At 40.4% G+C, this 26,683-nt stretch carries 25 protein-coding genes and 1 riboswitch; of the genes, 15 read left to right on the top strand and 10 right to left on the bottom strand.

The window, feature by feature from the left end:
• Positions 1 to 28 precede the first annotated feature (28 nt).
• Positions 29 to 874 carry a co-chaperone YbbN gene (locus EL242_RS10830; RefSeq protein ID WP_126302591.1) on the top strand — a complete coding sequence of 282 codons (846 nt, stop codon included), beginning with the start codon at positions 29 to 31 and terminating at the stop codon, positions 872 to 874.
• A 39-nt stretch (positions 875 to 913) separates the two neighbouring features.
• On the opposite strand, the gene dhaM is transcribed toward EL242_RS10830, so the two are convergent.
• The 3 genes from dhaM to dhaK are packed head-to-tail and all read right to left on the bottom strand — an operon-like array spanning position 914 to position 3,048.
• Positions 914 to 1,321, bottom strand: a complete 408-nt coding sequence (gene dhaM, locus EL242_RS10825; protein ID WP_006252179.1) for a dihydroxyacetone kinase phosphoryl donor subunit DhaM — start codon at positions 1,319 to 1,321, stop codon at positions 914 to 916.
• 9 nt (positions 1,322 to 1,330) lie between these two features.
• Positions 1,331 to 1,957: a dihydroxyacetone kinase subunit DhaL gene (dhaL, locus tag EL242_RS10820; RefSeq protein ID WP_126302590.1), complete on the bottom strand. Its 627-nt coding sequence runs from the start codon at positions 1,955 to 1,957 to the stop codon at positions 1,331 to 1,333.
• A 20-nt stretch (positions 1,958 to 1,977) separates the two neighbouring features.
• A complete protein-coding gene (gene dhaK / locus EL242_RS10815; RefSeq protein WP_126302589.1) occupies positions 1,978 to 3,048 on the bottom strand; it encodes a dihydroxyacetone kinase subunit DhaK in 1,071 nt (356 codons plus the stop codon).
• Positions 3,049 to 3,214: 166 nt separating this feature from the next.
• Here dhaK and trxB point away from each other — a divergent pair, with 166 nt between their 5' ends.
• The 3 genes from trxB to EL242_RS10800 all read left to right on the top strand — a co-directional run bounded on the left by trxB (position 3,215) and on the right by EL242_RS10800 (position 5,430).
• Positions 3,215 to 4,168 (top strand): thioredoxin-disulfide reductase, encoded by a 954-nt coding sequence (trxB, locus tag EL242_RS10810; protein WP_126302588.1) that lies wholly within the window; start codon positions 3,215 to 3,217, stop codon positions 4,166 to 4,168.
• A 9-nt stretch (positions 4,169 to 4,177) separates the two neighbouring features.
• Positions 4,178 to 4,933: a 3-deoxy-manno-octulosonate cytidylyltransferase gene (kdsB, locus tag EL242_RS10805; RefSeq protein ID WP_126302587.1), complete on the top strand. Its 756-nt coding sequence runs from the start codon at positions 4,178 to 4,180 to the stop codon at positions 4,931 to 4,933.
• A 77-nt stretch (positions 4,934 to 5,010) separates the two neighbouring features.
• A complete protein-coding gene (locus EL242_RS10800) occupies positions 5,011 to 5,430 on the top strand; it encodes a YidB family protein (protein WP_126302586.1) in 420 nt (139 codons plus the stop codon).
• 54 nt (positions 5,431 to 5,484) lie between these two features.
• Here the strand turns inward: EL242_RS10800 and EL242_RS10795 are convergent, their stop codons facing one another.
• Positions 5,485 to 6,471 carry an amidohydrolase family protein gene (locus EL242_RS10795; protein ID WP_126302585.1) on the bottom strand — a complete coding sequence of 329 codons (987 nt, stop codon included), beginning with the start codon at positions 6,469 to 6,471 and terminating at the stop codon, positions 5,485 to 5,487.
• Between the two features lie 285 nt (positions 6,472 to 6,756).
• Positions 6,757 to 6,900, top strand: a riboswitch (TPP riboswitch).
• 44 nt (positions 6,901 to 6,944) lie between these two features.
• Here EL242_RS10795 and thiB point away from each other — a divergent pair.
• The 4 genes from thiB to folK all read left to right on the top strand — a co-directional run bounded on the left by thiB (position 6,945) and on the right by folK (position 10,723).
• On the top strand, positions 6,945 to 7,898 hold the full coding sequence (thiB, locus tag EL242_RS10790; protein ID WP_126302584.1) for a thiamine ABC transporter substrate binding subunit: 954 nt from the start codon (positions 6,945 to 6,947) through the stop codon (positions 7,896 to 7,898).
• 235 nt (positions 7,899 to 8,133) lie between these two features.
• Positions 8,134 to 8,583 (top strand): RNA polymerase-binding protein DksA, encoded by a 450-nt coding sequence (gene dksA, locus EL242_RS10785; protein WP_126302583.1) that lies wholly within the window; start codon positions 8,134 to 8,136, stop codon positions 8,581 to 8,583.
• 178 nt (positions 8,584 to 8,761) lie between these two features.
• Positions 8,762 to 10,159: a polynucleotide adenylyltransferase PcnB gene (pcnB, locus tag EL242_RS10780; protein ID WP_232019713.1), complete on the top strand. Its 1,398-nt coding sequence runs from the start codon at positions 8,762 to 8,764 to the stop codon at positions 10,157 to 10,159.
• Positions 10,160 to 10,249: 90 nt separating this feature from the next.
• Positions 10,250 to 10,723: a 2-amino-4-hydroxy-6-hydroxymethyldihydropteridine diphosphokinase gene (folK, locus tag EL242_RS10775; RefSeq protein WP_126302755.1), complete on the top strand. Its 474-nt coding sequence runs from the start codon at positions 10,250 to 10,252 to the stop codon at positions 10,721 to 10,723.
• Here the strand turns inward: folK and EL242_RS10770 are convergent.
• Genes EL242_RS10770 through EL242_RS10755 form a run of 3 tightly spaced genes read right to left on the bottom strand, consistent with a single transcriptional unit; the run spans position 10,720 to position 14,459 of the window.
• Complete coding sequence (locus EL242_RS10770) at positions 10,720 to 10,914, bottom strand: YnbE family lipoprotein (RefSeq protein ID WP_006247973.1); 195 nt, start codon at positions 10,912 to 10,914, stop codon at positions 10,720 to 10,722. The two genes, folK and EL242_RS10770, sit on opposite strands and share 4 nt — an antisense overlap.
• 17 nt (positions 10,915 to 10,931) lie before the next feature.
• Positions 10,932 to 13,640 carry a YdbH family protein gene (locus tag EL242_RS10765; RefSeq protein WP_197720730.1) on the bottom strand — a complete coding sequence of 903 codons (2,709 nt, stop codon included), beginning with the start codon at positions 13,638 to 13,640 and terminating at the stop codon, positions 10,932 to 10,934.
• Between the two features lie 3 nt (positions 13,641 to 13,643).
• Positions 13,644 to 14,459, bottom strand: a complete 816-nt coding sequence (locus tag EL242_RS10755; RefSeq protein ID WP_126302582.1) for a hypothetical protein — start codon at positions 14,457 to 14,459, stop codon at positions 13,644 to 13,646.
• 89 nt (positions 14,460 to 14,548) lie between these two features.
• Between EL242_RS10755 and gloA the strand changes: the two genes are divergently transcribed.
• The 4 genes from gloA to EL242_RS10735 all read left to right on the top strand — a co-directional run bounded on the left by gloA (position 14,549) and on the right by EL242_RS10735 (position 20,771).
• Positions 14,549 to 14,956, top strand: a complete 408-nt coding sequence (gene gloA, locus EL242_RS10750; protein WP_006247971.1) for a lactoylglutathione lyase — start codon at positions 14,549 to 14,551, stop codon at positions 14,954 to 14,956.
• An 84-nt stretch (positions 14,957 to 15,040) separates the two neighbouring features.
• On the top strand, positions 15,041 to 15,688 hold the full coding sequence (gene rnt / locus EL242_RS10745) for a ribonuclease T (RefSeq protein ID WP_126302581.1): 648 nt from the start codon (positions 15,041 to 15,043) through the stop codon (positions 15,686 to 15,688).
• 430 nt (positions 15,689 to 16,118) lie between these two features.
• A complete protein-coding gene (locus EL242_RS10740) occupies positions 16,119 to 17,873 on the top strand; it encodes a transferrin-binding protein-like solute binding protein (RefSeq protein WP_126302580.1) in 1,755 nt (584 codons plus the stop codon).
• 87 nt (positions 17,874 to 17,960) lie between these two features.
• The gene (locus EL242_RS10735) at positions 17,961 to 20,771 is read left to right on the top strand and encodes a lactoferrin/transferrin family TonB-dependent receptor (RefSeq protein ID WP_232019672.1); all 2,811 of its coding nucleotides are present in this window, start codon (positions 17,961 to 17,963) and stop codon (positions 20,769 to 20,771) included.
• Between the two features lie 96 nt (positions 20,772 to 20,867).
• On the opposite strand, the gene fis is transcribed toward EL242_RS10735, so the two are convergent.
• The 3 genes from fis to sixA all read right to left on the bottom strand — a co-directional run bounded on the left by fis (position 20,868) and on the right by sixA (position 22,870).
• A complete protein-coding gene (fis, locus tag EL242_RS10730) occupies positions 20,868 to 21,164 on the bottom strand; it encodes a DNA-binding transcriptional regulator Fis (RefSeq protein ID WP_006247967.1) in 297 nt (98 codons plus the stop codon).
• A 4-nt stretch (positions 21,165 to 21,168) separates the two neighbouring features.
• The gene (gene dusB, locus EL242_RS10725; protein WP_006247966.1) at positions 21,169 to 22,158 is read right to left on the bottom strand and encodes a tRNA dihydrouridine synthase DusB; all 990 of its coding nucleotides are present in this window, start codon (positions 22,156 to 22,158) and stop codon (positions 21,169 to 21,171) included.
• A 223-nt stretch (positions 22,159 to 22,381) separates the two neighbouring features.
• Positions 22,382 to 22,870 carry a phosphohistidine phosphatase SixA gene (gene sixA / locus EL242_RS10720; RefSeq protein WP_126302579.1) on the bottom strand — a complete coding sequence of 163 codons (489 nt, stop codon included), beginning with the start codon at positions 22,868 to 22,870 and terminating at the stop codon, positions 22,382 to 22,384.
• Between the two features lie 126 nt (positions 22,871 to 22,996).
• Here sixA and pyk point away from each other — a divergent pair, with 126 nt between their 5' ends.
• From pyk to EL242_RS10705, 3 genes are all read left to right on the top strand, one after another.
• Positions 22,997 to 24,436 carry a pyruvate kinase gene (pyk, locus tag EL242_RS10715; protein ID WP_126302578.1) on the top strand — a complete coding sequence of 480 codons (1,440 nt, stop codon included), beginning with the start codon at positions 22,997 to 22,999 and terminating at the stop codon, positions 24,434 to 24,436.
• A 95-nt stretch (positions 24,437 to 24,531) separates the two neighbouring features.
• On the top strand, positions 24,532 to 25,569 hold the full coding sequence (locus EL242_RS10710; protein WP_126302577.1) for a glycosyltransferase family 9 protein: 1,038 nt from the start codon (positions 24,532 to 24,534) through the stop codon (positions 25,567 to 25,569).
• Positions 25,570 to 25,606: 37 nt separating this feature from the next.
• On the top strand, positions 25,607 to 26,671 hold the full coding sequence (locus EL242_RS10705) for a 3-deoxy-7-phosphoheptulonate synthase (RefSeq protein WP_126302576.1): 1,065 nt from the start codon (positions 25,607 to 25,609) through the stop codon (positions 26,669 to 26,671).
• Positions 26,672 to 26,683: the final 12 nt, after the last annotated feature.

Below are 26,683 nucleotides of genomic sequence, written 5' to 3'. Positions count from 1 at the left end.
AGTAATTTTTAGCTTAAGAAGGTTTTGTATGGACTACTTTGTAAATGTAAACGAGCAGAATTTTAGTGAAGTATGGGCAGCAGCGGCACAAGTGCCGACGGTGTTTCATTTTATTTCGCCAAGAGAAGTGGCTTCATTGGAAATGGATGCCTTACTACGTCGTATTTCGGATGAAAACCCTAACCAATTTTTATTGGCGACGGTAAATTGTGATGAGCAACAAGCATTGGCTGCCCAATTTCGCATTCAGCAAATTCCAACGCTTTATTTGTTTGCCGGCGGTCAGCCGATTGATGCGATTCAAGGTGTGGTGAGTGAGCAGGAATTGCGGATTCGTCTGGCAAATATTTTACCGAAAGAGGAAGATCTGAAATTCCAACAAGCATTGGAGTTATTGCAAGATCAACGTTATACCGAAGCCTTACCGCTGCTGAAATCAGCGTGGGAAATGACGGATAAGAAAAACAGCGATTTCGCTTTGCTCTATGCCGAAACTTACATTGCAATGAAAAGCGTGGAAGAGGCTCGTGAAATCCTTAAAGCAATTCCGATTCAAGACAGAGACAGCCGATGGCACGGTTTACAAGCTCAAATCGAATTATTGGAACAAGCGAGTGAATCGCCGGAATTACAGCAACTTCAAGTGGATTATGCGAACAGCAAAACCCCTGAAATTGCAATTAAGCTAGCGAATCAGCTACACCAAGCTCATAAAAATGAAGAAGCACTCACGTTACTGTTTGATTGGTTAAAATCGGATTTAAATGTAGCGAACGGCGAGGTAAAAAGCCAATTTCTGGCAATCTTATCTGCACTGGGTACAGACCCGATTGTGCCGAAATTTAGAAGACAGCTTTATTCACTATTGTACTAATAAAACTAAAATGCCGTATTTTTCGATACGGCATTTTTACTAATTGGCTTGTTCCTGCTTAAGAGCAGCGGCTTCGTTCGCTTCATTTAATACCGCTTCTAAACTATCGCCGGCAGAGGCTGCAACTACAGCAGCAAAAGCACCTTCAACTAAAGGAGCGTAGCTAATGATCACTTTTTCGGCAAGTTCCGGCTCCAGTAAATCTATGGCGGTTTGGGTACTTAAAATTGCACTGCCTAAATCGACAAACACAATCACACCGTCTGGGCTAAATACCGATTCAATCGCTTGCATTATTTTTACCGCATCAGTGCCGATAGGATTTGAGGTATCCTCAATGCCGCCGGCAAGGGCGATTTTACAGCCCCCCTGTGCCATTTGAGCCAAAATTTCCCCCACGCCTTCCGCCAGTTTAGCACTATGTGAAACAATCACTAAATTAACCATTTACCCCTCCTACTGTAATGCTTCAGCTAAGGCTTTAAAAATATAGTAGCTGGACGTTGCTCCCGGATCGGTATGCCCGATACTACGTTCCCCCAAGTAACTGGCACGCCCTTTTTTCGCCATTAATGGAGCGGTTTGATTTGCAAAATTTTCTGCTTTTTCGACCGCTTGTAATAAGATTTGAGCAATTGGTTGAGTGCTATCGGCTTGAGCTAAGTCTTCGAGTAATGGCAGCCATAAATCACACATCGTTTTATCGCCAACTTGTGCGTGTCCACGTTGTACGATAGCTTCTGCTCCTTGCTGTAGAAGTGCCAGTAACTCGTTAAAGCTCAGTTGCTCTTTGCCTGTAGCACCTTGAGCCGCTTTAATAAAAAATGAACCATAGAGAGGGCCGCTCGCTCCCCCTACTTGCGATAATAATGTCATTCCAACGGTTTTAAGCAGGGTGCCGATATCTTTATCTTGCACGGTATGGGCTTTTTCAAGTGCTTTACTAAATCCACGCTGCATATTTAAACCGTGATCGCCATCGCCAATAACGGTATCCAATTCGGTTAAATAATCCCGTTTTTCAGTCATTACCTGTTGGCAATTTTCAAGCCATTTTAAGATCTGTTGTTTTGATATTGTCATAACTTATCCTTTCAATCTAATTACTCACCCCAACGCATTGCCGGTGTATTTACCGGAGCATCCCATAGTTTGAGAATATCCTCATCAACTTTCAGTAATGTGATAGAGATACCTTGCATATCCAGCGAGGTACAATATGATCCTACAAGGCAGCGTTCAATGTTTAAGCCGAAAGTTTGGCACTCTTTTTCCAATGCATCATAGACTGCGTAAAGTTCTGAGAGTGGCACTGCTCCTAAGTTATTAACTAAAGCAATGACACGATCACCTTTTTTCAATGCCACTTTGCTTTCTTCGATTTCATTCCATTGTTGGGTTTGTGTATTCCAATGGCGAATTTTACGTTGATAATCGCCGTGAGCAATTAAGGTCTCAAACATTTGTTTCACGGTACTATCCAGATTTTCAAAAGGGCGACGTTCAATGCCCGGTTCTCCGTGAATACCTACCCCAAATTCCATCTCATTTTCAGCTAAAGTAAATGATGGCTTACCGGCAGCCGGCACAGTACAAGCAGATAAGGCAATTCCGATAGAATGCCCGTTATTGTTTAACTGATGCCCTAATTTGGCTAATTCGGATAAGCTATAGCCTTTATCCGCTGCAGCACCTAATAGCTTTTCAATCAATACCGTATTTGCAACACCACGGCGACCGGCAGTATATAAGCTGTCTTTTACTGCCACATCATCATCAACCAATACGGTTGCGACTTTTACACCGCTATCTGCAAGTAGCTCGGTAGCCGTTTCAAAATTCAGCACATCGCCGGTATAGTTTTTAATGATGAGCAACACGCCCTCGCCACGATCAACCGCTAAACCGCATTCAAACATTTGATCCGGCGTTGGAGATGTAAAGATTGCTCCGGGGCAAGCTCCGTCTAACATTCCTTTACCGATAAAACCGGCGTGCATTGGCTCGTGTCCGCTCCCACCACCGGAAATAAGGGCTACTTTAGGTTGATTACTTGGAGGCGTGCGGTAAATATAGACAGGTTCTGTGTTAAGTGTTAAATCAGAATGTGCTTTCACAAAACCGGAAAGTTGCTCATCTAAGACGGTTTCTATTGAATTAATTAATTTTTTCATCTTTTTGCCCCTTTTAAATGAATTAAACTGTCACAATTTACAAGAAAACTTGCCGGATTTCTGTTAACTTTGTCACAAAATCGAAAAAAGATGAGCGAAAACGAAAATAGAGTTGAACTGAAATTTAGGCTAAAATAAGCAGTAATATTTATTCAGAGGATTCATTATGACCACTAAACACACCAAACTTTTAATTTTAGGCTCAGGGCCTGCCGGTTATACCGCAGCGGTGTATGCCGCCCGTGCCAATTTAAACCCGGTTTTAGTCACCGGTATGCAACAAGGTGGGCAGCTCACCACAACCGATGAAATCGAGAACTGGCCGGGGGAATTTGAGCAAATTACCGGCACCGAGCTAATGAATAAAATGCTCAAACACGCTGAAAAATTTGAAACCGAGATTGTGTTTGATCATATTCATTCCGTGGATTTATCTAAACGCCCATTCACGCTAAAAGGGGATTTACACACCTTCACCTGTGATGCGTTAATTATTGCCACCGGTGCTTCGGCGAAATACTTAGGTTTGCCTTCTGAAGAGCATTTCAAAGGCAAAGGCGTGTCGGCTTGTACAACTTGTGATGGCTTCTTCTATCGCAATAAACCGGTTGCTGTGGTTGGCGGCGGAAATACTGCCGTGGAAGAAGCCCTTTATTTGGCAAATTTAGCAAGCGAAGTGCATTTAATTCACCGCCGTGACAGCTTCCGCGCTGAAAAAATCTTGCTTGGTCGTCTGCAAAAACGTATTGAAGAAGGCAAAATTATTCTACATACCGACCGTACTGTTGATGAGGTACTAGGCGATAATATGGGCGTTACCGGCTTACGTTTAACATCAACCAAAGAAGAATTGAGCGAAGAAATTAAGGTTGATGGTTTCTTTGTGGCGATTGGTCACGCACCGAATACGGCAATGTTTGAAGGGCAATTAGAACTTGAAAACGGCTACATTAAAGTAAAATCAGGTTTGGAAGGCAATGCTACCGCTACTTCTGTAGAAGGTGTATTTGCCGCAGGTGATGTAATGGATCACAACTATCGCCAAGCGATTACTTCTGCCGGCACAGGTTGTATGGCAGCCCTTGATGCAGAACGTTTCTTAGATGCTCAAGAAGCATAAGGATAGCTTATGAAATTCACTGTAATTATTCCTGCTCGTTACGCTTCTAGCCGTTTGCCTCGCAAGCCATTGTTGGATATTGCAGGCAAACCGATGATTCAACACGTTTGGGAAAAAGCTCAACTTGCCGGAGCAAGCCGTGTGATTATCGCTACTGATCACCCTGAAATTGAAGCCCTCGCTCAATCTTTTGGGGCAGAAGTGTGTATGACTTCGGAGAAACACAATTCTGGCACTGAGCGTTTGGCGGAAGTGATCGAAAAAATGCAGATTGCCGACAGCGAAATTATTGTGAATATTCAGGGTGATGAACCGCTGACTCCACCGGTAATTGTTGCTCAAGTAGCTCGCAATTTAGACACTTATCAAGTCAATATGGCAACACTTGGGGTGAAATTAGTGACCCGAGAAGAGCTATTTAACCCGAATGCGGTGAAAGTGGTGGCAGACAAAAACGGAATGGCACTCTATTTTTCCCGAGCCAGCATTCCGTTTGCCAGAGACAGTTTCCCAGATTGTGATGACAGTTTTGTTGCTGCTCAAGGTTATTTACGCCATATCGGCATTTACGCTTATCGAGCCGGCTTTGTGAAGCAATATGTGGCGTGGCAGCCGACACAATTAGAACAACTTGAGTCTCTTGAGCAATTAAGAGCCTTATGGCACGGTGAAAAAATTCATATCGAACTGGCGAAAGAAGCCCCGCAAGTGGGGGTGGATACGCCGGAAGATTTGGAAAGAGTGCGAGCTATTTTAGCTCGTTAAAGTGATTACAAGCGGTCGAAGTTTGCTGTTTTTTTGCAAAATTTTCGCAAAATTGTACCGCTTGCATAGGAGAAATTATGTTAGGAAATATTTTAGGTTCATTGGCTTCTTCAGTATTGAGTGGCAATAACCAATCAACTGCAACTCAATTAATTCAAAATTTACTCGCCTCACAAGGTGGGATTGAAGGGCTGATTGCCAAATTCCAACAAGGCGGATTAGATAATGTGTTACGTACTTGGATCAGCAGCGATGAAGATAATGCACCTGTTTCGGGCGAACAAATCAGTAATGTGTTCGGGCAAAAAAACATTCAAAATGTGGCTCAAGAAGCGGGTGTTGATGCTGCTGATGCGAGCGATTTATTAGCCCAGTTCTTGCCAAAAATCGTGGATACTTTAACCCCGAATGGTAATGTTGAAGACTTAAAAAACTTTGATGCAAATGACTTATTAGCTCAAGCGGCAAAAGGGATTTTGGGTAACTTGTTTAAATAATCGGTTATGCTGTTATTAAAGGCGGACCTAAGGGTTCGCCTTTCATTTATTCGGTTAGACTAAACCCAGTACTTTTCGACCATTGATACTAGCAATATTTGCCATTTCTTCTAGGTTAGTAAAACGACAGCCTGCTGATAAAAGGCTTAATTCCTGCCACATATCCCCTTCACAAAGTGGGACCATATAATCGCAAATATTATCTGTGCCGATAGCAACGGTAATGCCTTCAGGAATGAGTTCATCAGCAGGGGTTAAAGCGTTATGGAACGGTTGTAAATCTTCCTTACGTCCGCTATCAATCCACGCCATCGGACAGGCAATAACCATCATTTGGCTATCACGCATTTTTTGGTAAAGCATTTTTCGATATTCTTTCGGGTGCGAACCGATGGAAATTCCGTGAATGGCAACCACTCGCCCTTGCATACCATGCTCAATCGATTTATCACACAGTTGTTCGGTCTCTTTTTCTTTAGGTGAGTTAAATTGATCAACGTGGACGTGGAGCATTTTGCCGAGCGATTTGGCTTTATCCATTAAAATATCCATTGCCTCTAGCCCTTTGCCGTAATCCAGTTCGTCACGGTAAGGCAAGCCACCAATCATATCCACCATTTCAGATCCAATATCGAACCATTTTTTTGCATTTGGCTCAATCACGCCTTTGAGCGTTTGGTTGGCAAACTTGAGGATAATGTCGTTTTTATAGACTTCACGGGCTTTATGAGCCGCAATGATAGCTCGGTCTTCGCACACTTGGTCAATATCGACAAAGGTTCCGAAGGCAGTCACTCCTTGAGAAATCATTAACTCAATCGCTTGTGAAAAGCGGCGGTAGTAGTCTTCCACCGTAGAATTACGTTTCACTTCATCGACTAAATCCCATTTTTGTTGCAGATTCGCATTTTGGTAAACAGTGATTTTTTCTGGTGTCATAGTAAAGGCACGGTCTGCGTGTGCATGTGCATTTACCCAGCCGCCTTGCTTGATGATTTCATCACGGATATGACCTTTTAGGGTACGAATCAGTTGGCTCATTTATGCTGTTCCTTTCGATATGGTGAATTTACGTAACAAACGCCCATGCTTAACTATTGGCTTATCAAAGCAAGGAGGGCGTTGAGATTAAGTTAAGAAATGAATAAAAAAACAGCTACGCCTCAAACAAAGATGCGTAGCTGTGGGGGATTTTGTATATATTATGATGTATGCGATTCATTTCTAGTTCCTTATTTGGACTAGGGCGATAGTATAATGATTTTTAGGGGCAATGGCAAACGTTTGCTTATGGTTGAAATTCAGCAGTAAACTTTCTACAATACGGCGTTCTCATTGGGGTGCTACAAGCGGTTGTTTTTGAGCGAAACTTTGCAAATTTTTCACTAAATCACACCGCTTGTTGCTGAGAAATACCCATAGAACCTGATCTGATTAATATCAGCGTAGGGATTTGAGATAGCAAATTTGCCTCTCTTAAATCCTTCTATTCATTTAATTTAGAAGGACACTTTATGAAATTCATTTTATCTTCATTTGCTTTATTAAGCACAGTAGCATTCGCTAATCAGCCAACTTTAACGGTTTATACCTATAGCTCTTTTGCCTCGGAATATGGCCCGGCAGCTAAATTAGAACAGAATTTTGAGAAGGTGTGTGGCTGTGATCTTAAATTTATGCCGTTTGACGATAGTGTCACGATGTTTAACCGCTTACGTTTAGAAGGGAAAAAAACAAAAGCCGATGTCGTGGTCGGTATTGATAATTTCTTACAGCCGGAAGCTGAAAAATCAGGTTTATTTAGCGAATTTGAGGCAAAAACCAAATTGGAAATTAAAGATAAGATTTTCTTCCCTTATGATATGGGATCTTACGCTTTTATTTATGATAAAGAAAAGTTAGCTAATCCACCTAAAAGCCTAAAAGAGTTGGTAGAACGCCAAGATTTAAAAGTGATTTATCAAGATCCGAGAACCAGTAGTGTTGGACGAGGTTTTCTATTATGGGTGAACCAAGTGTATGATAATGAGGCAGAAAATGCTTGGAAAACATTGGCTAAACATACGGTAACGGTTGGAAAAGGCTGGTCTGAAACTTATGGTGCCTTTTTAAAAGGGGAATCAGACCTAGTGTTAAGTTACACTACTTCGCCTTTATATCATCAATGGTATGATAAGACCGATAAATATGTGGCAGCAGCCTTTGAGGAGGGGCATCTTACTCAAGTTGAAAATGCGGCTATTCTCAAAACAAGCAAACAAAAAGCGTTGGCGAATCAATTTCTGGCATTTTTACACCAGCCTGAATCTCAGCACATTATTTCATACCATAATGTGATGAATCCTGTGTTACTTGAGGGGACAGATCCTGCGTTTAGCCAAATGCCTACTTATAAAATATTAAGCTTTGATCCGCCTTCTTCCGACACTATTCAGAAATGGCTCGCTACTTGGGCAAATAGTTGGTAGATATAAAGGAGAAAGAAAGCATTGTAAAAATAGCCGAATCTTAATTCGGCTATTGTTTTTTGCGAAATAAATCAACTCGCATGCAAAATTTTTGCAAATTTATTTGCTTAGTTACTCCATTTCGTGTTATTTATAGCCGCCATTACAAAAAAGCCCGAAAAAAGTAAGTTAAAAGTAAGCTAGTTTTATTCGGATATAATTTTAACGATGAAAATTCCAAACAAGGAGTAGATCTATGACTCAAGTGGCTAAAACCACATCTCTTGGTTTATTGGCATTAGCTGGCGTTGAGCCTTATGAGCCGAAAAAAGATGAAGAATATATGAATGAAGCCCAACGTGAGCATTTCACTAAAATTCTGAAAGCGTGGCATAGCCAAATTATGGAAGAAGCGGAGCGTACAAAAAGCCAACTTCAAGAAGATATGACTAATTTTGCTGATCCAAATGACCGCGCAAGCCAAGAAGAAGAATTTAGCTTAGAGCTACGTAATCGAGATCGTGAGCGTAAGTTACTGAAAAAGATTGAGCAAACATTATACAAAATTCAAGAAGATGACTACGGTTTTTGCGAAACTTGTGGTGTAGAAATTGGGATTAAACGTTTAGAAGCACGCCCAACAGCTGATTTATGTATTGACTGTAAAACTTTAGCTGAAATTCGAGAAAAGCAGCTAGGCTTATAATCAACTTTACAGGGTGCCTCTTTTTTAAGAGGCATTTACTATTTAGAGGTGTATTATTTTTAATTATATTAAATCATTATTTTCGAAGCCTAAAAAGTCGGCTCAGAAAAATGAAAAAGTAGTGAGTGAAAAAAGGACTGAGCTAAAAAATCATCGTCCTAAACGCTCAGAGCCTAAAATCACAGAGAATAAACTTCACAAGAGTGGGAAGAAACAACAAGATAATCCTCCTTCTCATTTGTTACACAAGAAATTTGCAGTAAATGCCAGCCAATATGGAATTAGCCCGAAGGATTTTCCTAAAAATGCAATTTCGATTGTCGATAAATTGCAGATTGCCGGTTATGAAGCTTATATTGTAGGTGGCTGTATTCGAGATCTACTCTTGGAGAAAAAGCCTAAAGATTTCGATATTGCGACTAATGCGAGACCTGAAGAAATTCAGCGTATTTTTGGCAGACAATGCCGTTTAATTGGTCGTCGTTTCCGCTTAGCACATATTGTGTATGGTCGTGAAATTTTTGAAGTGGCGACTTTCCGTGCTGGACACGAATCTCATCGCAATGACAAAATTTCTAAAGTCAGCGATGAAGGAATGCTACTGCGTGATAATGTTTACGGTACGCTCCGTGAAGATGCAGAGCGCCGTGATTTCACCGTAAACGCCTTATATTACGATATAAAACGCAATCTTATTTTTGATTTCTTCAACGGCATTGAAGACTTACGAGCAGGTAAACTTTCGCTTATCGGAGAGCCTACTATTCGTTACCAAGAAGATCCGGTGAGAATGTTGCGAGCCGTTCGTTTTATGGCGAAGTTGGATATGTTCTTGGATAAAGCCACTGCCTCCCCAATTCGGGATATGGCTGTGTTGTTAACCAACATTCCGGCAGCCCGTTTGTTTGATGAATCACTCAAATTATTACAAACCGGTGCAGGGCTGAAAACTTATCAGCTTTTGCGTGAATATGAACTATGGCAATTCTTGTTTCCGGTATTGCCGGCATTTTTTACTGCCAAAGGTGATTCCTATGCCGAAAGAATGATTACCAAAGCGTTAAATTCAACTGATGAGCGAATTGCCGATAAATTACCGGTAAATCCTGCGTTTTTATTTGCTGCACTACTTTGGTATCCGCTCCGGGAGAAAATGGAGCAGCTTAAAAACGAAGGTGGCTTCAACAGCCACGATGCAATGATGCTGGCAGCAAATGATGTGCTGGCGGAAAGTTGCAAGGCGATTGCGTTGCACCGCAGACACACTTCAGTCATTCGAGATATTTGGGCATTGCAATTTCAGATGATGAAACGAAGTGGCAACCGACCGCAACAAACCCTTGAACACGTCAAATTCCGTGCAGGGTTTGATTTATTAGTGATGCGTGCAGAAATTGAAGGCGGCGATTTGGTTGAACTTTCCGCTTGGTGGCACGAATACCAATTTAGCAATGACGGTCAGCGTACTGAATTGCTGAAATCGGTTCGTCATTTACCGAATGTTCAACCTGAAGCGAAGAAAAAACGTCGCTGCAGAACCTTTAAGAAAAAATCAAAATCTGCGAAAGCAGAATAATATGGTAGGGGCGAAAAATTTTTCGCCCTTATTTTAAATATTATTTAGGGTGAAAGATTTTTAGCCCCTACTTTTTAGGAAAGGAAAATGATGGAAACAGTCTATATCGCCTTAGGATCAAACCTTGATAATCCGCTTGAACAGCTTAAACAAGCGGTCGAAAAATTGAAAAAATTTGCAAATGAGTTTGAAATCAGCCCGTTTTACGGCTCAAAGCCTGTCGGGCCGCAAGATCAGCCTGATTATGTTAATGCGGTAGCGAAATTTAGTACCGACTTATCGCCCACAGCGTTGCTGGATAAATTACAAAGCATTGAAAACGAACAGGGCAGAGTGCGTGTACGCCGTTGGGGGGAGAGAACTTTAGATCTGGATATTATTTTGTACGGCAATCAGCAAATTCAAACCGAGCGTTTGAACGTGCCGCATATCGAGATGAAAAATCGGGAGTTTGTGATTGTGCCGATGTTTGATTTAACGCCTGATTTAGTGCTACCGACAGGGGAAAAATTAGCCGATATTTATGCACAATTTAAAGATCACCAAATGGTCATCTTCAGCTAATTTTTCGTTTTGTTTTCACTTTTCGTGATCACCGCTCGGGATTTCTCGTCCATCTTCACATCAATGCGGTGATCAACGACCACATTCATATTAATCGTAATGCCTTCACTTGGCGTTTCAAGCTGTACTTTTGGCGTACAAGCGGTCAAATTCAGTAAAAATATTGCAAAATAAAATGTGGCCGGTTTCATATTTATTCCATTCTTTATCATCGTTCCAGTTTTTGATAGAGGTAATTTTCTAATTTTTGTTCAAATTGTGAGCCATAGTTAATTAAGTGCCACAAATCAAACATATTTTCTCGGTGATTATAGTTTAAATTCACTTTTGATTTATTTTGATTGGAAGATAATTTTAATTTTCCGTCTAATACTAAATCGCCTTTCGGCCCGACATTAATCAGACTGCGAAAATCATTAATCGTGCTTTTATCTACCAAATGTAACAAAATTTGCTCGGTGTAACCACTTTTCTGCATTTCTGACAATAATTCAGGGGTAAAGGTTAAATAGGAGGTTTCCGCCTGTGTCAGTAAGCCATCGCAAATATAGCAAGGTTTTCCACTTAACCAAAACGGCAAGATGGCATTGGCTTTGCCTTTGAGATCAATTTGCTGATATTGCATAAATTGTAAAATTTGCTCAAAATCAATCCGCTCTAAATTAAGATAAGCCAGCTCGGTTTGTGGCAGTGCAAAGCGTTTTATATTCAGCTTACCGCCAAAAAGCTCAAAAGATAATTCACTTAAATTCAATGGCTTCGCCTTGGTATAAGGGTAGTAACCGTTGAGTTTCATTGAAGCGTTATCTAATGCTAAATCACCTAATTTAATCTGAGCAATTTTTACATCAAGCGGCTTTTTGGCTCCGAAATGAAAGCGTCCGTTTTGGTAGCGGTAGGGAAGCGAAAATTCAATCCCTTTTGCCTCGCCATTAGGCAAAGATAAACCGCCGTTACGAATGGCTAAATGCCCACCGGCAATCAGCCCGTTTTTACTGCCGGCACTAAACGCCGTTTCGCCCCGAATTGTACCGTTGTTGATCACCCATTGGCTTCGAAACGGAAAAAGCGGCTGGAATCCTTGAGCAGATTGCTCCGGCCAATAAAGTTTGCCGATAATTTGGCTGGCATCTTGGCTTAATTGGCGGCGGGCGAACAGTTTGAGTGGGCCGAGTTCGGTGGTATTCACCGCTCCTTTAAAACGTAGTTTTTCGACTTCACCATCAAAGGCGAGATTCACTCGTGGTTTGGGTAGCACACCGCCATAACTGAAGGCAATCTCAGGCGATTGCAACATTACCGCTCCGTCAAGGGTGAATTTTTTAACATTAAATCGAATAGCTTGCGTATTGTTAAGCGTGATTTTAGAAATGGTTGTATCTGCCAGCTTTACGGTGGCTAAATCGCCTTTGAGTTCTTCCAACCGCACAAGCTGTTTATGCCATTGTCCTCTGCCGCTTAAATTCACTTTACTGTTGAAGGCTTTGAGGGTAGATGTTCCCCAAATTCGCCATTTCCAACTGTCTTTTACTGCGTTGGCATCTTTAGGATCTTGGAAAAAAGTTAAGGCTCCGGCCTTAAAATTTTGTGCTTGTCCGTCTAAATGGAACTCGATTTTGTTAAAATCAGGGCTTTGCCCTCTTAAAATTGCGTGCAGTCGTCCGTGAATGCCGTGCTTGTCAATTTTGATTCCGGCAAGCGGAAAACGTAAATCTTCAATAGTTAAATACCGCTCTTTACCGGTCAGACGAAGCAATGAGCTAGGCAAAAATTTTACGCTTAAATCGTCAAAATTACCTTGAAAATCCAGTGGCACGCTACTGTAAAGAATAAAATTGCCGTGTTTGATATTACCTGTTAAGCGAAGCGGTAAATTCAGCCCTTTTTCGGTAATTTCTCCCTCTGAATTAGAGATTACAATATTACCTTTACCCCAACTGTTTTGGGAAAGCAGGCTGATACGAATCGCCGTTTTGAGCGGAAAAAAGCCGTTTTGGTTGAATGATTTCGGTGTGAGCTTGGTGCTAACAAACCCTTGCAGTGGAAATTGTTGGGTTAGGTGCCAATCAAACCGCCCTTGTTGAATTTCTAGGCTTTCCCCATCAAACAGAAAAGGGAAATCCAGTTTATTGTTTTCACTTTTAGCAAGTTCAACCTGCCAGTTGCCCTGCAACTTTTGTTCGGCATTTTTTTGCCAACTGAGAGTGGAACGCCCTTTTTGCAGGGCTTTATTGGCGATGATTTCATCCGATAATTGCCAAGCATATTCCGCGGAAAGAGTAGGCGGCAGTTGAGTAAAATTGTCCTCAATATCGGCAGTAAGCGTGAGGTGATGTTGTTCTTGTCGGTTGGGGTGATAATCCAGCTTGGCATTGAGTTTGCCGTTTGCAAAATGTGCAGCAAAATCGACCGCTTGTTGGGCGGCAGTTGCTTGAATTCCACCCTTTGAAAGCGAAAGGTTAATAGAGGTTTGCTCGAATAACTGCGTAATTCTTGGATTGAAATCGGCAGGCAAATTTTTCCAGTTAAGGGAGTGGATAGTCGCTTCCCCATCAGGAATAACCGCCAGCAATGCGTTGAGTGAAGTGTCGGAATTGCTGTGTTCATTTTGTGGAAACAAGGCAAGGCAGCGGTAATCAATATCCAATTTATCGACAGAAAGATGGTTTTTCTCAATCCAACCCAAATCGGTTTTATCGGCACTTAGTAGCGGGCAATCTCGATAAGAGAGTTGAAATTGAGCAAGTGATGAGCCTTGCCAATTCAGGTTTAAGCCTTGTGGGAGTTGAACTTTCCACGCTTTCGGCAAAATCCAGTTAATCGGCGTGGCAAGATAGTGGCTGGGCATTAAAAAATAGTAGATTGCCGCAACAGATAGAACGGTTGCAATGCCGAAAAATTTTAATGCCCGTTTCATAAATCAGACTACATTAGCGAAAGGGTATAAAATCGCTAACAGCGTAGCAACTGTCCAAGCGGTCGGATTTTTGATGTTTTTTCCAAGTAATAACCACGCCAACATCAATAAAATCACAAATTGTGCTGCAAAATAGATGCTAAATGAAAGCAATGGCATATCAGGCATAATTTGTAGATGTTGATAAAGCACAAAAGCTGTCCAGCAATAATTGAGGATTAGCACTACAAGGGCTGCTTTGACTAATAGCTTGAGGAAAACATCTAAACGGCTTTTCGCTAACATTAAATACCAGCCGGCTAATAAAATGCCTAACAGCACTTGGGCGAAATTGTTGGCTCGAATCCCGTTAAACAATGAAGGCAGTTCAAACCAATAAATGGCTAAATATTGGATAATACCAATACTTGATATAGCCAAACCACAATACATCAATGTGTTATATAAGGTTTGATCTTCCGGCAGGCGGAAGTAGATTAAGCAGGCAAAAACTGCAGCAATGCTTGCCACCGCCATTGGGTTATGCTTTGGCGTAAAGCCTATGGAATAAAGGAAATTCCCTACGGCGAAAATAAGTAAAAAGGGTAAAATAAAGCTTAAACGGCTGGCTTGTCCTCGGCAGATTTCGCCTTTCCATAGCACTAAAAAGCTGATTAATGAGGTCACGAAAAACGCCAATAAGTAAGGAGAAATAAAAATTGAATTTTTCGGTGCAGAGTAGAAGTTAAGAGCCATTTCAATAAACAGCATTAATACCATTGGCAGTGCAGCGTGGGTTGAAATTTCAAGTTTTGACGGCGAATCGTGATCGTGAGCCATAAATAATCCCAAAAGGTGTAAAGAAAATGATTTTAAGCCAAGATTATGCCATAATAGGGGTCGTTTTTTAACTTCAGGGGGAAGAAAATATGCGAATTTTACATACAATGTTACGAGTTGGAGATTTAGAGCGCTCAATTAAGTTTTATACCGATGTGTTAGGTATGCGCTTATTGCGTAGAAGTGAGAACGAACAGTATAAATACTCGCTCGCTTTTTTAGGCTATGCTGATGAAAGCGAAAGTGCGGTGATTGAGCTGACTTATAACTGGGGTGTGGATAAATATGAGCTAGGCACGGCTTATGGCCATATTGCGTTAGGCGTAGATGATATTTACAAAACCATTGAAGATGTGCGTGCGGCAGGCGGTAAAATTACCCGTGAGCCGGGCCCGGTATTGGGTGGAACAACTGTGATTGCCTTTGCTGAAGATCCGGACGGTTATAAAATCGAATTTATTGAGAATAAAGATGCGAAAGCAGCGTTAGGAAACTAATTTTTGCGAATATGAATATTCAAGCGGTCGGATTTGTAAAAAATTTTGCAAATCAGACCGCTTGTATTTTAGGTTGATAGATAAATGGAACAGACAACGGAACAAATAGATTATAAATTATTAAAGCATCGTTTTCGTGGCTATTTACCGGTTGTGATTGATGTGGAAACAGCAGGCTTAAATGCCCAAACTGATGCCTTATTGGAATTGGCGGCAATTACTTTAAAAATGGACGAGCAAGGTTATCTAGTGCCGGATCAACAATGCCATTTTCATATTGCGCCATTTGAAGGGGCGAATATTAATCCTGAATCATTAAAATTCAACGGGATTGATATTGATAACCCTCTAAGAGGTGCGGTTGCGGAGAATATTGCGATTCCGGAAATGTTCAAAATGGTTCGCAGAGCAATGAAGGAGCAAGGCTGCCAACGGGCGGTGATTGTTGCCCACAATGCCGCGTTCGATCAGGGCTTTTTACAGGCTGCGATTAAACGAATTAATGCCAAGCGTGATCCTTTTCACCCTTTTGCGATGTTTGACACCGCTACCCTTGCCGGTTTTATGTATGGGCAAACCGTGTTGGTAAAAGCCTGCCAAGTGGCAAAAATCCCGTTTGACGGTAAGCAAGCGCATTCTGCGTTGTATGATACCGAGCGCACGGCAGAACTTTTCTGTGCAATGGTTAATCGCCTAAAAGATTTGGGCGGTTTTCCACTATTAGTTGATTGACGTTCTTTATTTCATCACATTAACACAGTTTCTCCTACTTTTTCTGTAGACTATCGGGCGCTGATGATGGTTACTGGCAAGTACAATTCTGCGGTAAACCCAACCCTGTAGATCTGTAGAAAAAATAAAGAACTATCTATATTCAGTTAAGATTACAAGCGGTTGGTTTTTAACCAAATTTGGCAAAAATGTGACAAAATAGACCGTTTGTATTCAATAACAATAGACTATTTTTTGGCTATAAGCACTTTCTGTATACCCTCTATTTCGACCCTCCTTATTTTTTATCTAATCTAAAAACAAGCGTTTCCACCTTGAAATGATTAACATGATCCTGAAAATAATAAAGTTCAAACCTTTACATTAGTTTACATAATAAATTAAAATGATAATGATTATTATTTCATAAAGATATTTAAAAGGAGACATTATGTTTAAACTTAAAAGTAGTTTTGTACTGCTTAATGCGGCGCTACTTGCTGCTTGTTCCTCAAATGGTGGAAGCTTTGATGTTCAATCTGCCAAAGTTGAATCTCAAACGAAAACTACCCCCAAAAAGCCAAGTTTACAAGATGATAATAGTAACGCAAGACGTACAGTAAGCGCTTCTGAAGCTGAAGCTTTATTGCAGCCGGGGTTTGGTTTTTCAGCCAAAATTCCGCGTCGTAATCTCCATCCGAAGGGGAGGGAAGATGTAGCCCCTATTGGTGATATAACAGAGATTACTGGAGATCTGACAAAAATTCCGCATGAAGAAGAGGTTAAAAAGTACGGTAGTAGTGATGATGGATTTAGCCATACTCATGATGGAAATCATAAGTTGCATACTAGAGATTTTAATTTTGTCCGTTCTGGCTATGTTCTGCATTCTGGTGCAAAACCTGAAATAAAGTCTAACGAAATTTTGAGAATAGGTGCACATGGGTATGTTTACTATTTAGGTATAGAGCCGGCAAAAGCAATACCTACTCAAAAAGCTACTTATAAAGGATATTGGGATTTTACTACCGATGCGAGAAAAGGGAGAGATAGTAAATATTTTTCTAATTCCGCAGGCATCAATATTGGCGCCATACCGGAAAATAGTCACGATATTAATGTTGATGATTCTACAAAACCAATGGGGCATACAGGAGAATTTACGGCTGATTTTGCTAATAAAACTTTGACTGGAACATTGGTTCGTAATGGGTATGTTAGTCGTATCAAAGAGCAAAAAATTACACCAATTTACGATATTGATGCAAAAATTAAAGGTAATCGCTTTTCTGGTAAAGCAAACGCAAAAAATGCCAATGATCCTTATTTTGGTAAAAGCTCTACGACACTTGAAGGTGGATTTTTTGGTGGGGAGGCTCAAGAACTTGCCGGTAAATTCTTAGCTGATGATAAGTCGGTATTTGTTGTCTTTGCCGGTAAACGAGATGCCAAAGAAAATGATAGTGAACGTACCTTAGATGCTTTCAAAATTAATCTTAAAGATTTAAATAAATCTGAGATGGATACTTTCGGGAATGCGACACATTTGATTATTAACAATAAGCAGATTCCACTTATTGCGGAAGGCAAAAAAAGCTTTGCCGAGATGAAATTTGATGATTTGGTTACCCGTACTATTGATGGTAAAACGTATCGAGTTTCAGTCTGCTGTAATAATTTAGATTATGTCAAATTTGGGATTTATAGCGAGGGAAATAAGAATAGTGATACTGCTCACCAATATTTAGTAGGAGAACGTACAGCTGTGGCAGATTTGCCAACAGGGACGGTAAAATATCGAGGTACTTGGGACGGGGTAATGTACAGTAAATCTGGCTCGGCAGGGGCTGAATCGCCAAGTAACAGCGAAAGTGGTACTCGTTCACTATTCGATGTAGATTTTGCTAATAAAAAAATTAATGGCAAGCTGATTGCTAATGATGGTGTTGAAGAACGCCCAATGCTGACACTTGAAGGCGAGCTGAAAGGGAATGGTTTTGCAGGCACAGCCAAAACGGGCGATTCTGGTTTTAATCTTGATCCGAAAAGTACGAATGGTGGCACGGTAGTGCATATGAATGCTCAATTTGAAGGGGGTTTTTATGGCCCTAAGGCGACGGAATTAGGTGGTATTGTACATAGTGCAGAAACGGATAAAGATAAAGTCAGTATTACATTCGGCGGAAAACGTCAAATAGAAAAATAATCATAATTCCCTTTTGCTGGTTGTAGATAGCAAGCGGGCAATTTTTTATAAAAATTTGCAAAATTTAAATAAAGGAGACCCTACCTAATGATAATGAAATATCATCATTTTCGCTATTCACCTGTTGCCTTAACAGTGTTATTTGCTCTTTCTCATTCATACGGTGCTGCGACTGAAAATAAAAAAATAGAAGAAAATAACGATCTAGCTGTTCTGGATGAAGTTATTGTGACAGAGAGCCATTATGCTCACGAACGTCAAAACGAAGTAACTGGCTTGGGGAAAGTAGTGAAAAATTATCACGAAATGAGTAAAAATCAAATTCTTGGTATTCGTGATTTAACTCGCTATGACCCTGGTATTTCGGTGGTGGAACAAGGTCGCGGTGCAAGTAGTGGCTATGCCATTCGAGGTGTAGATAAAAACCGTGTCAGCTTACTTGTTGATGGGCTACCACAAGCGCAGCATTATCATACGCTAGGTTCAGATGCTAATGGTGGTGCAATTAATGAGATTGAGTATGAAAACATTCGTTCAATTGAGTTAAGCAAAGGAGCAAGTTCTGCGGAATATGGCTCTGGTGCGCTAGGTGGTGCTATTGGTTTTCGTACTAAAGATGCGCAGGATATTATTAAAGAGGGGCAGCATTGGGGCTTAGATAGTAAGACCTCTTATGCCAGCAAAAATAGCCATTTTTTACAGTCTATCGCAGCGGCTAGTGAGGCGGGTGGTTTTGAAGCACTTGTTATTGCAACTCACCGACACGGTAAAGAGACCAAAATTCATTCCGAGGCAAATAAATTAAAACATAATATTCGGCGTATAACCGGCTTTGAAAATCGCTACGATCTTTACCCAGGTTCCGCACAGAATGCTCCTGGAGGATCTTTTTTTATTGTGGAAGATACTTGCCCAACATTAGATTGTACTCCTCGTGCAAGGCCTAAGTTGAACCGCGATAATTTCCCAGTGAGAACATTTCCGGAATATACGCCTGAAGAGCGCAAACAGCTTGAGCAGATTCCTTATCGCACTGAGCAGCTCTCAGCCCAAGAATATACCGGTAAAGATCGCATTGCACCAAACCCTTTAGATTACAAGAGTAATTCTGTTTTTATGAAGTTTGGCTATCACTTTAACTCGTCTCATTATCTTGGCGCAATCTTAGAAGATACAAAACAACGCTACGATATCCGTGATATGCAAACGCCAGCTTACTATACAAAAGACGATATTAATATCAGGGTAGACAACTTATCACGTAAGAACTCTTCTGTTTATGAAGGGGATAATATTTTAGATGGCTTAGTGTTCGATAGAAGGATCCCTTATGGGTTGCGCTATAGCCATGTGAAGTTTTTTGATGAACGTCACCACAAACGTCGTTTAGGATTTAACTATCAATATACACCAGAGAATAATCGCTGGTTGGATAACATTAAACTCAGTGCGGATAAACAAGATATTGAACTATATAGCCGGCTACATCGCTTACATTGTAGTGATTACCCTGTAGTAGATAAAAACTGTCGTCCGACTTTGGATAAATCTTGGTCGATGTATCGAACTGAGCGTAATAATTACCAAGAAAAGCATCGTGTCATTCATTTAGAATTTGATAAAGCGCTAAATGCTGGTCAAGGCGTATTTAAGCAAACCCACAAACTGAATTTAGGGTTGGGCTTTGATCGATTTAATTCGCTTATGGATCATGGGGATATGACTGCCCAATATACCAAAGGCGGTTATACCAGCTACCGCGGTAGAGGGCGTTTAGATAATCCATATATTTATCGTCGCAATCCACGCAGTATTGAAACGGTATCTTTGTGTAATAATACACACGGCGACATCATAAACTGTGAACCGCGTAAAATTAAAGGCGATAGCCATTTTGTTAGCTTCCGCGATCTAGTGATAAGCGAGTATGTGGATTTGGGATTAGGGGTGCGTTTTGATCAACATCGATTTAAATCTGATGATCCGTGGACACTTAGCCGAACTTATCGAAATTGGTCTTGGAATGGCGGGATTACGCTTAAACCAACAGAGTTTGTATCGCTTTCTTATCGCATTTCAAACGGTTTTAGAGTGCCTGCATTCTATGAACTTTATGGTAAACGTGATCATATTGGGCTTAAAGATAACGAATATGTGCAACGCGAGCAACGTAGCCACCAGTTAGAGCCAGAAAAATCGACTAATCATGAGATTGGAGTTAGCTTTAAAGGTCAATTTGGTTACCTTGATGTGAGCTATTTCCGTAATAACTATAAAAATATGATTGCGACAGCATGTAAAAGAATAATACAAAAATCACACTGTTTCTCTAACTACCATAATATTCAAGATGTAGCACTAAACGGGATAAATTTAGTCGCTAAATTTGACTTACACGGTATTTTATCTATGCTGCCAGATGGTTTTTATTCATCAGTTGCTTATAACCGTGTAAAAGTAAAAGAGCGGAAACTAACCGACCCAAGACTCGATAGCGTAAACGATCCTATTCTAGATGCGATTCAGCCAGCACGCTATGTGCTTGGATTCGGCTACGATCACCCAGAAGAAAAATGGGGAATTGGCATTACTACCACCTATTCTAAAGCCAAAAACGCCGATGAGGTGGCAGGCACACGTCATCACGGTATACATCGCGTTGATTTAGGTGGCAAACTTACCGGTTCTTGGTACACTCACGATATCACCGGTTACATCAATTATAAAAACTACACCTTACGTGGAGGAATTTATAATGTGACTAATCGTAAATATTCCACTTGGGAATCAGTGCGCCAATCCGGTGTGAATGCAGTAAACCAAGACCGGGGTAGCAATTACACTCGATTTGCCGCCCCGGGGAGAAATTTCAGTTTAGCATTTGAAATGAAGTTTTAGGTGCTAAATAAAAACAAAAAACGCTGAATATGTTATCCAGCGTTTTTTGTTTGGCTAACTAATACCGATTAAAATCGTTTTGAGCCAAAGGTTAGATTAACCCATTCCGTATTTTTTTAATTTTTTACGTAATGTACCGCGGTTAATACCTAGCATTGTTGCTGCACGGGTTTGATTACCACGGGTATATTGCATAACCATATCCAACATCGGGTGTTCGATCTCAGATAATACTAACTCGTATAATTCTGTTGGATCTTCACCATTTAATTGAGATAAATAGTTTTTTAATGCTGCTTTCACATTATCGCGAAGTGGTTTATTAACCTGCTGCGCTTGTGCATTTAACATTGTTACTGTTAATGGGTTTTGTGTAGGTTGTTGCTCTAACATTTTTTTATCCAACTTTTCTTAATTGAGATTCTAAATGAATCGATTTAACAAAATCTTCTAATGCATAAAGTTGCTCTTTTGTGGAACTTAGTGTATTAAAAGTGCGTTTAAAATTTGATTCCGGATTTAATTTTTCGGTATACCAACCAACATGTTTTCGTGCAATACGATAACCTTTTTCTTCACCATAAAATTGGTGCAAATCCTCAATATGTTTAAACATTAATTGGTATTTTTTATCAATTGATAATGGTGAAGATAATCCAGTTTCAAAAAAATCATTAATTTCCTTAAATATCCAAGGATTTCCAAAGCTAGCGCGCCCAATCATGATTGCATCGGCTTTGGTATAGTCGAGAACAAACTTTGCTTTTTCCGCAGAGTCAATGTCTCCGTTTGCTATAACTGGGATAGAAATTGCTTCTTTTACTGCCTTAATACTTTCATATTCAGCTTCGCCATTAAATAAACAGCTTCGAGTACGCCCGTGAATAGTGAGAGCTTTTATGCCGGCTTGTTCTGCAATTTTCGCAATTTGCAGACAATTTCTATTTTCCTGATCCCAACCTGTTCTAATTTTTAGTGTCACAGGGACATCAACGGCATTGACTACAGAATCTAATATTTGAGCGACTAATTTGGGGTTACGTAAAAGAGCAGAGCCTGCCATATTTTTATTCACCTTTTTTGCCGGGCAACCCATATTAATATCAATAATATCGGCACCATACTCAACATTTATCTTTGCAGCCTTTGCCATTTCAACAGGATCAGAACCTGCAATTTGTACGGCATTTAAGCCTATTTCATCGTGGTGTGCTAACCGCAACCGTGATTTCTCAGTATGCCATACATCAGGATTGGTAGACATCATCTCTGAAAATGTTAAACCTGCTCCAAGTTGGCTACATAAGCGGCGAAAAGGCTGATCTGTGATTCCAGCCATAGGTGCAAGGAAAATACGATTTTTGATTGCATATTGTCCTATTTGCATTTTTAACCTTTTATTAACAAATTTGAAGTAATTTTAACCAGAGGGATATCCAAATAAAAAGTACGGTAAATACCGTACTTTCTTATAATAGCTTATGGATCAGTTTAGTACTGATTTGAGGGCTGGTATGATACGCATTTTTTAGGTATTTTGGAAGTCTATAAATTCGACAATTTATAAAAAAATTGAAAATTTTTATATTGACATTCTAAAAATGAAAGAATTAAGTATGCTTTACTCGCATTAGCTCAGCTTTTGTCTTTACCCAATTAATTTCTGCTATGGTTGAAGTTGGAAATTGTACATTGCTTTGGTTATTCGTTAAAATTTGGACGAGATCGAACACAAGTGGGAGATGTGAAATCAGAAGAATATTTTTTGCGCCTTCCTCTCTTAAAAAATGTAGATAGCTTTCTACTGTATGCGGGTTTCCGTCAGGCGTAACCTCGTCCCAACTTTCAATGAGGTTGGTAAAATGTTGGGGAAAATTGACCGCTTGCATACCAATAAGCACATTTTCAAGCGTTTGTTGCGCCCTAAGGTATGGGCTGACGAGAATTTTATCTAATTGAATTTGTTGGTTGGCTAAATGTTCTCCTAACCATTTTCCCTGTGAAATGGTGTTTTTTATACCATTGTCGGTTAAACAGCGAGCAGCATCACTCGAAGCATTAAAGCCTGCTTCCCCATGGCGCATAATCCAAATATTCATAACATTCTCCTTTAGTTGTATTTAAACTCTCTTGATTTAGGCGTATAATGACCCTCGTTTAACGCATAATCAAGATGCTTAGAAAGATTTTAACTTAATTTTTAAATTTATTGATGGAGTCAAATAATGTCTAGAAAACTCAGAAGAACGAAGATCGTTTGTACAATGGGCCCTGCTACCGACCGTGGCAATACTTTAGAAAAAATCATTGCTGCCGGTGCAAATATGGTTCGTATGAACTTCTCCCACGGTGTTCCTGAAGATCACATTGAACGTGCGAATAAAGTGCGTGAAATTGCTGCAAGATTAGGTCGTCATGTTGCGATTTTGGGTGATTTACAAGGTCCTAAAATTCGTGTTTCGACATTTAAAGACGGTAAAATTTTCTTAAATATTGGTGATAAATTCACCTTAGACGCAGATTTACCGCGTGGAGAAGGCCATCAAGAAGCTGTAGGTTTAGATTACAAAAACTTACCTAATGATGTCGTTCCGGGCGATATTCTGTTATTAGACGATGGCAATGTTCAACTGAAAGTGTTAGAAGTAGAAGGCGTTAAAGTTCACACCGAAGTGACAGTTGGTGGCCCGTTATCAAACAATAAAGGGATTAACAAATTAGGTGGTGGTTTATCAGCTCCTGCATTAACCGACAAAGATAAAGAAGACATTAAATTAGCGGCGAAAATCGGTGTGGATTACCTAGCGGTTTCATTCCCTCAATCTAGTGCAGACTTACATTATGCACGTGAGTTAGCGAAAGAAGCTGGTTTAGAGGCTAAAATTGTAGCGAAAGTAGAACGTGCTGAAACTGTTGCGACAGAAGAAGCAATGGACGACATCATTTTAGGTGCTGATGTGGTGATGGTTGCTCGTGGTGACTTAGGGGTTGAAATTGGTGATGCGGCGTTAGTTGGCGTGCAAAAACGTTTAATCCGCCGTGCTCGTAAGTTAAACCGAGTGGTTATTACTGCAACTCAAATGATGGAGTCAATGATCAAAAAACCAATGCCAACCCGTGCTGAGGTAATGGACGTGGCAAATGCGGTGTTAGATGGTACTGATGCGGTAATGCTTTCAGGCGAAACTGCAAACGGTGACTACCCGGTTGAAACGGTGAAATCAATGGCGGAAGTTTGTTTAGGTGCTGAAACAATGCCAAGCATTAATATTTCTCGCCACCGTATGGAAGGTACGTTTAAATCTATTGAAGAAGCGGTGGCAATGTCTGCAATGTACACTGCGAACCATTTAGAAGGTGTATCGGCGATTATTTCATTAACGCATTCAGGCGAAACGGCTAAATTAACCAGCCGTATCAGCTCAGGTTTACCGATTTATGCGATGTCTCGTAACCAAAAAGCATTAAACCTTTGTGCATTATATCGTGGTGTAACACCGGTATATTACAATGAAGACAGCCGCACAATGGAAGGGGCGAAAAAAGCCATTGCTCAATTAAAAGAACAAGGCTATTTATTAACTGGCGAATTAGTGCTTTTAACTCACGGAGATGAATTAAAAGCTGGCGGTACAAATACTTGTCGTATCTTAAGAGTTGAATAATCTAAACGATTAACGCAAAAGCCACATAAAACACTTTATGTGGCTTTTTTTCTGTCTTAATATAGCTTTATGTAATCTGAACTATTGATATTATTATGCACAATAAACTTCTTTCTATCTGTATTCTCCGCCTTTCTGCCATTGGCGACGTTTGTCATACCTTAGCGGTTATTCAAGCTATTCAACGACAATATCCTAGCGCTGAAATTACTTGGATTATCGGTAAAACCGAAGCTGCTTTAATGAAAGATATTCCGAATGTTCACTTAATTCCTTATGACAAAAAAACAGGGTGGAAAGGTATCTTTACACTTTGGCGAGAGCTTTCTCACAAGCGGTTTGATTTTTTGTTAAATTTGCAAACGGCATTCCGAGCTTCAATTCTCTCTCTTGGGATTAAAGCGAAGAAAAAAATCGGCTTTAATCAAGACAGAGCAAGGGAAATGCAATGGTTGTTTACCAACCGGAAAGTAGAAATGACGGACTCTCCTCACGTGCTTGACGGGCAAATGATGTTTGCCAAAGCCATTGGAGTAATGGATTTATCGGCACAATGGAATTTGCCTGTGAATGATCAAGATTTAGCTTATGGCAAACAATTTATTGATTTTACAAGGAAAAATATACTCATTGCTCCTTGTTCAAGCAAGAAAGAGAAAGATTGGTTGCCGGAACGCTATGCAGAAATTGCTAACTGGCTAAGTAAGCAAAATATCAATGTATTAATTGCAGGTTCTCCATCGCAATATGAAATGGAAACCGCAGCCAAAATTCAACAACTTGCCCCGAATTGTACGAGTATTGCCGGTAAAACCACGCTAAAACAGCTTGCAGGTGTTATTCGTCAGGTTGATTTGGTGATCTCTTCAGATTCAGGTCCTGCCCATATCGCCACTACGCAAAATACGCCGGTGATTGGGTTGTATGCGATTCATAATCCAAGACGGACAGGCCCTTACAATGACTTAGACAAAGTGGTTTCGGTATATGATGAAGCGATTTTGCAATCTTATGGTAAACCTTGGCAGCAATTAGCTTGGGCAACAAAAGCCAAAGGCAAAAATTGGATGGAAAAAATTACGGTTGATAGTGTGAAACAAAAAATAGTTGAAACTTTAAAAATTACATTGTAAAGTGAGTGTAATTTAAAATTTACACAAGGAAATAAAAATGAACACTGTGTTTAATCAAGATAGCGTGCATAACGTAAATATCCAAGATGAAAAGGTATTACTGACCCCACAAGAGTTAAAACAAGAATTTCCGTTGCCGGAACATTTACGCAATCAAATTGAACGTTCACGCAAAACGATTTCCGATATTATTCACAGACGAGATAAACGCCAACTGATTGTGATTGGACCTTGTTCGATTCACGACCCAGTTGCTGCCCTTGAATATGGTAAAAAATTAAAAGCTCTTTCGGAGCAAGTGAGTGATAAGTTGTATATTGTGATGCGGGTTTATTTTGAAAAGCCCCGCACTACTGTAGGTTGGAAAGGGCTGATTAACGATCCGAAAATGGACAGCTCTTTTGATGTCGAAACCGGCTTACGTATCGCACGAAAACTCTGTTTGGATTTAGCCGAACTTGGCTTGCCGTTAGCGACCGAAGCCTTAGATCCGATGACACCACAATATTTAGCGGATTTGTTCAGCTGGTCGGCAATTGGGGCAAGAACCACTGAATCCCAAACTCACCGTGAATTAGCCTCCGGCTTGTCAATGGCGGTAGGTTTTAAAAACGGGACGGACGGCGGTTTAGCGGTTGCCCTAAATGCAATGCAATCATCGGCACAAAGCCACCGTTTTATCGGCATTAACCAACAGGGGCAAGTTACTTTACTCAAAACGAAAGGTAATGCAGACGGACATATTATTTTACGTGGCGGTAAAACCCCAAATTATGAAAAGCAATATGTTGATGATTGTGAATGGGTGCTAAAACAAGCAAACTTACCTACAGCGATTATGATTGATTGCAGCCACGGCAATTCCAATAAAGATTATCGCCGTCAGCCACTTGTGGCAGAAAATGTGTTGGAACAATTATTGGCAGGTAACACCTCGATTATCGGTTTAATGATTGAAAGTAATTTACACGCAGGCAATCAATCTTCAGAACAGCGGTTTGAGCAGATGCAATATGGAGTGTCGATTACCGATGCTTGCATTGATTGGCAAACCACCGAGAGTTTATTGACGAATTTTGCTGAAAAATTGCGTAATAAATAATTTGTAACAATC

The sequence above is a fragment of the Mannheimia haemolytica genome (genome assembly GCA_900638155.1).
GTDB classification, from domain to species: domain Bacteria; phylum Pseudomonadota; class Gammaproteobacteria; order Enterobacterales; family Pasteurellaceae; genus Mannheimia; species Mannheimia glucosida.
The sequence above is the reverse complement of the archived record's forward strand: the minus strand, read 5'-3'. Positions and strand labels throughout refer to the sequence as shown.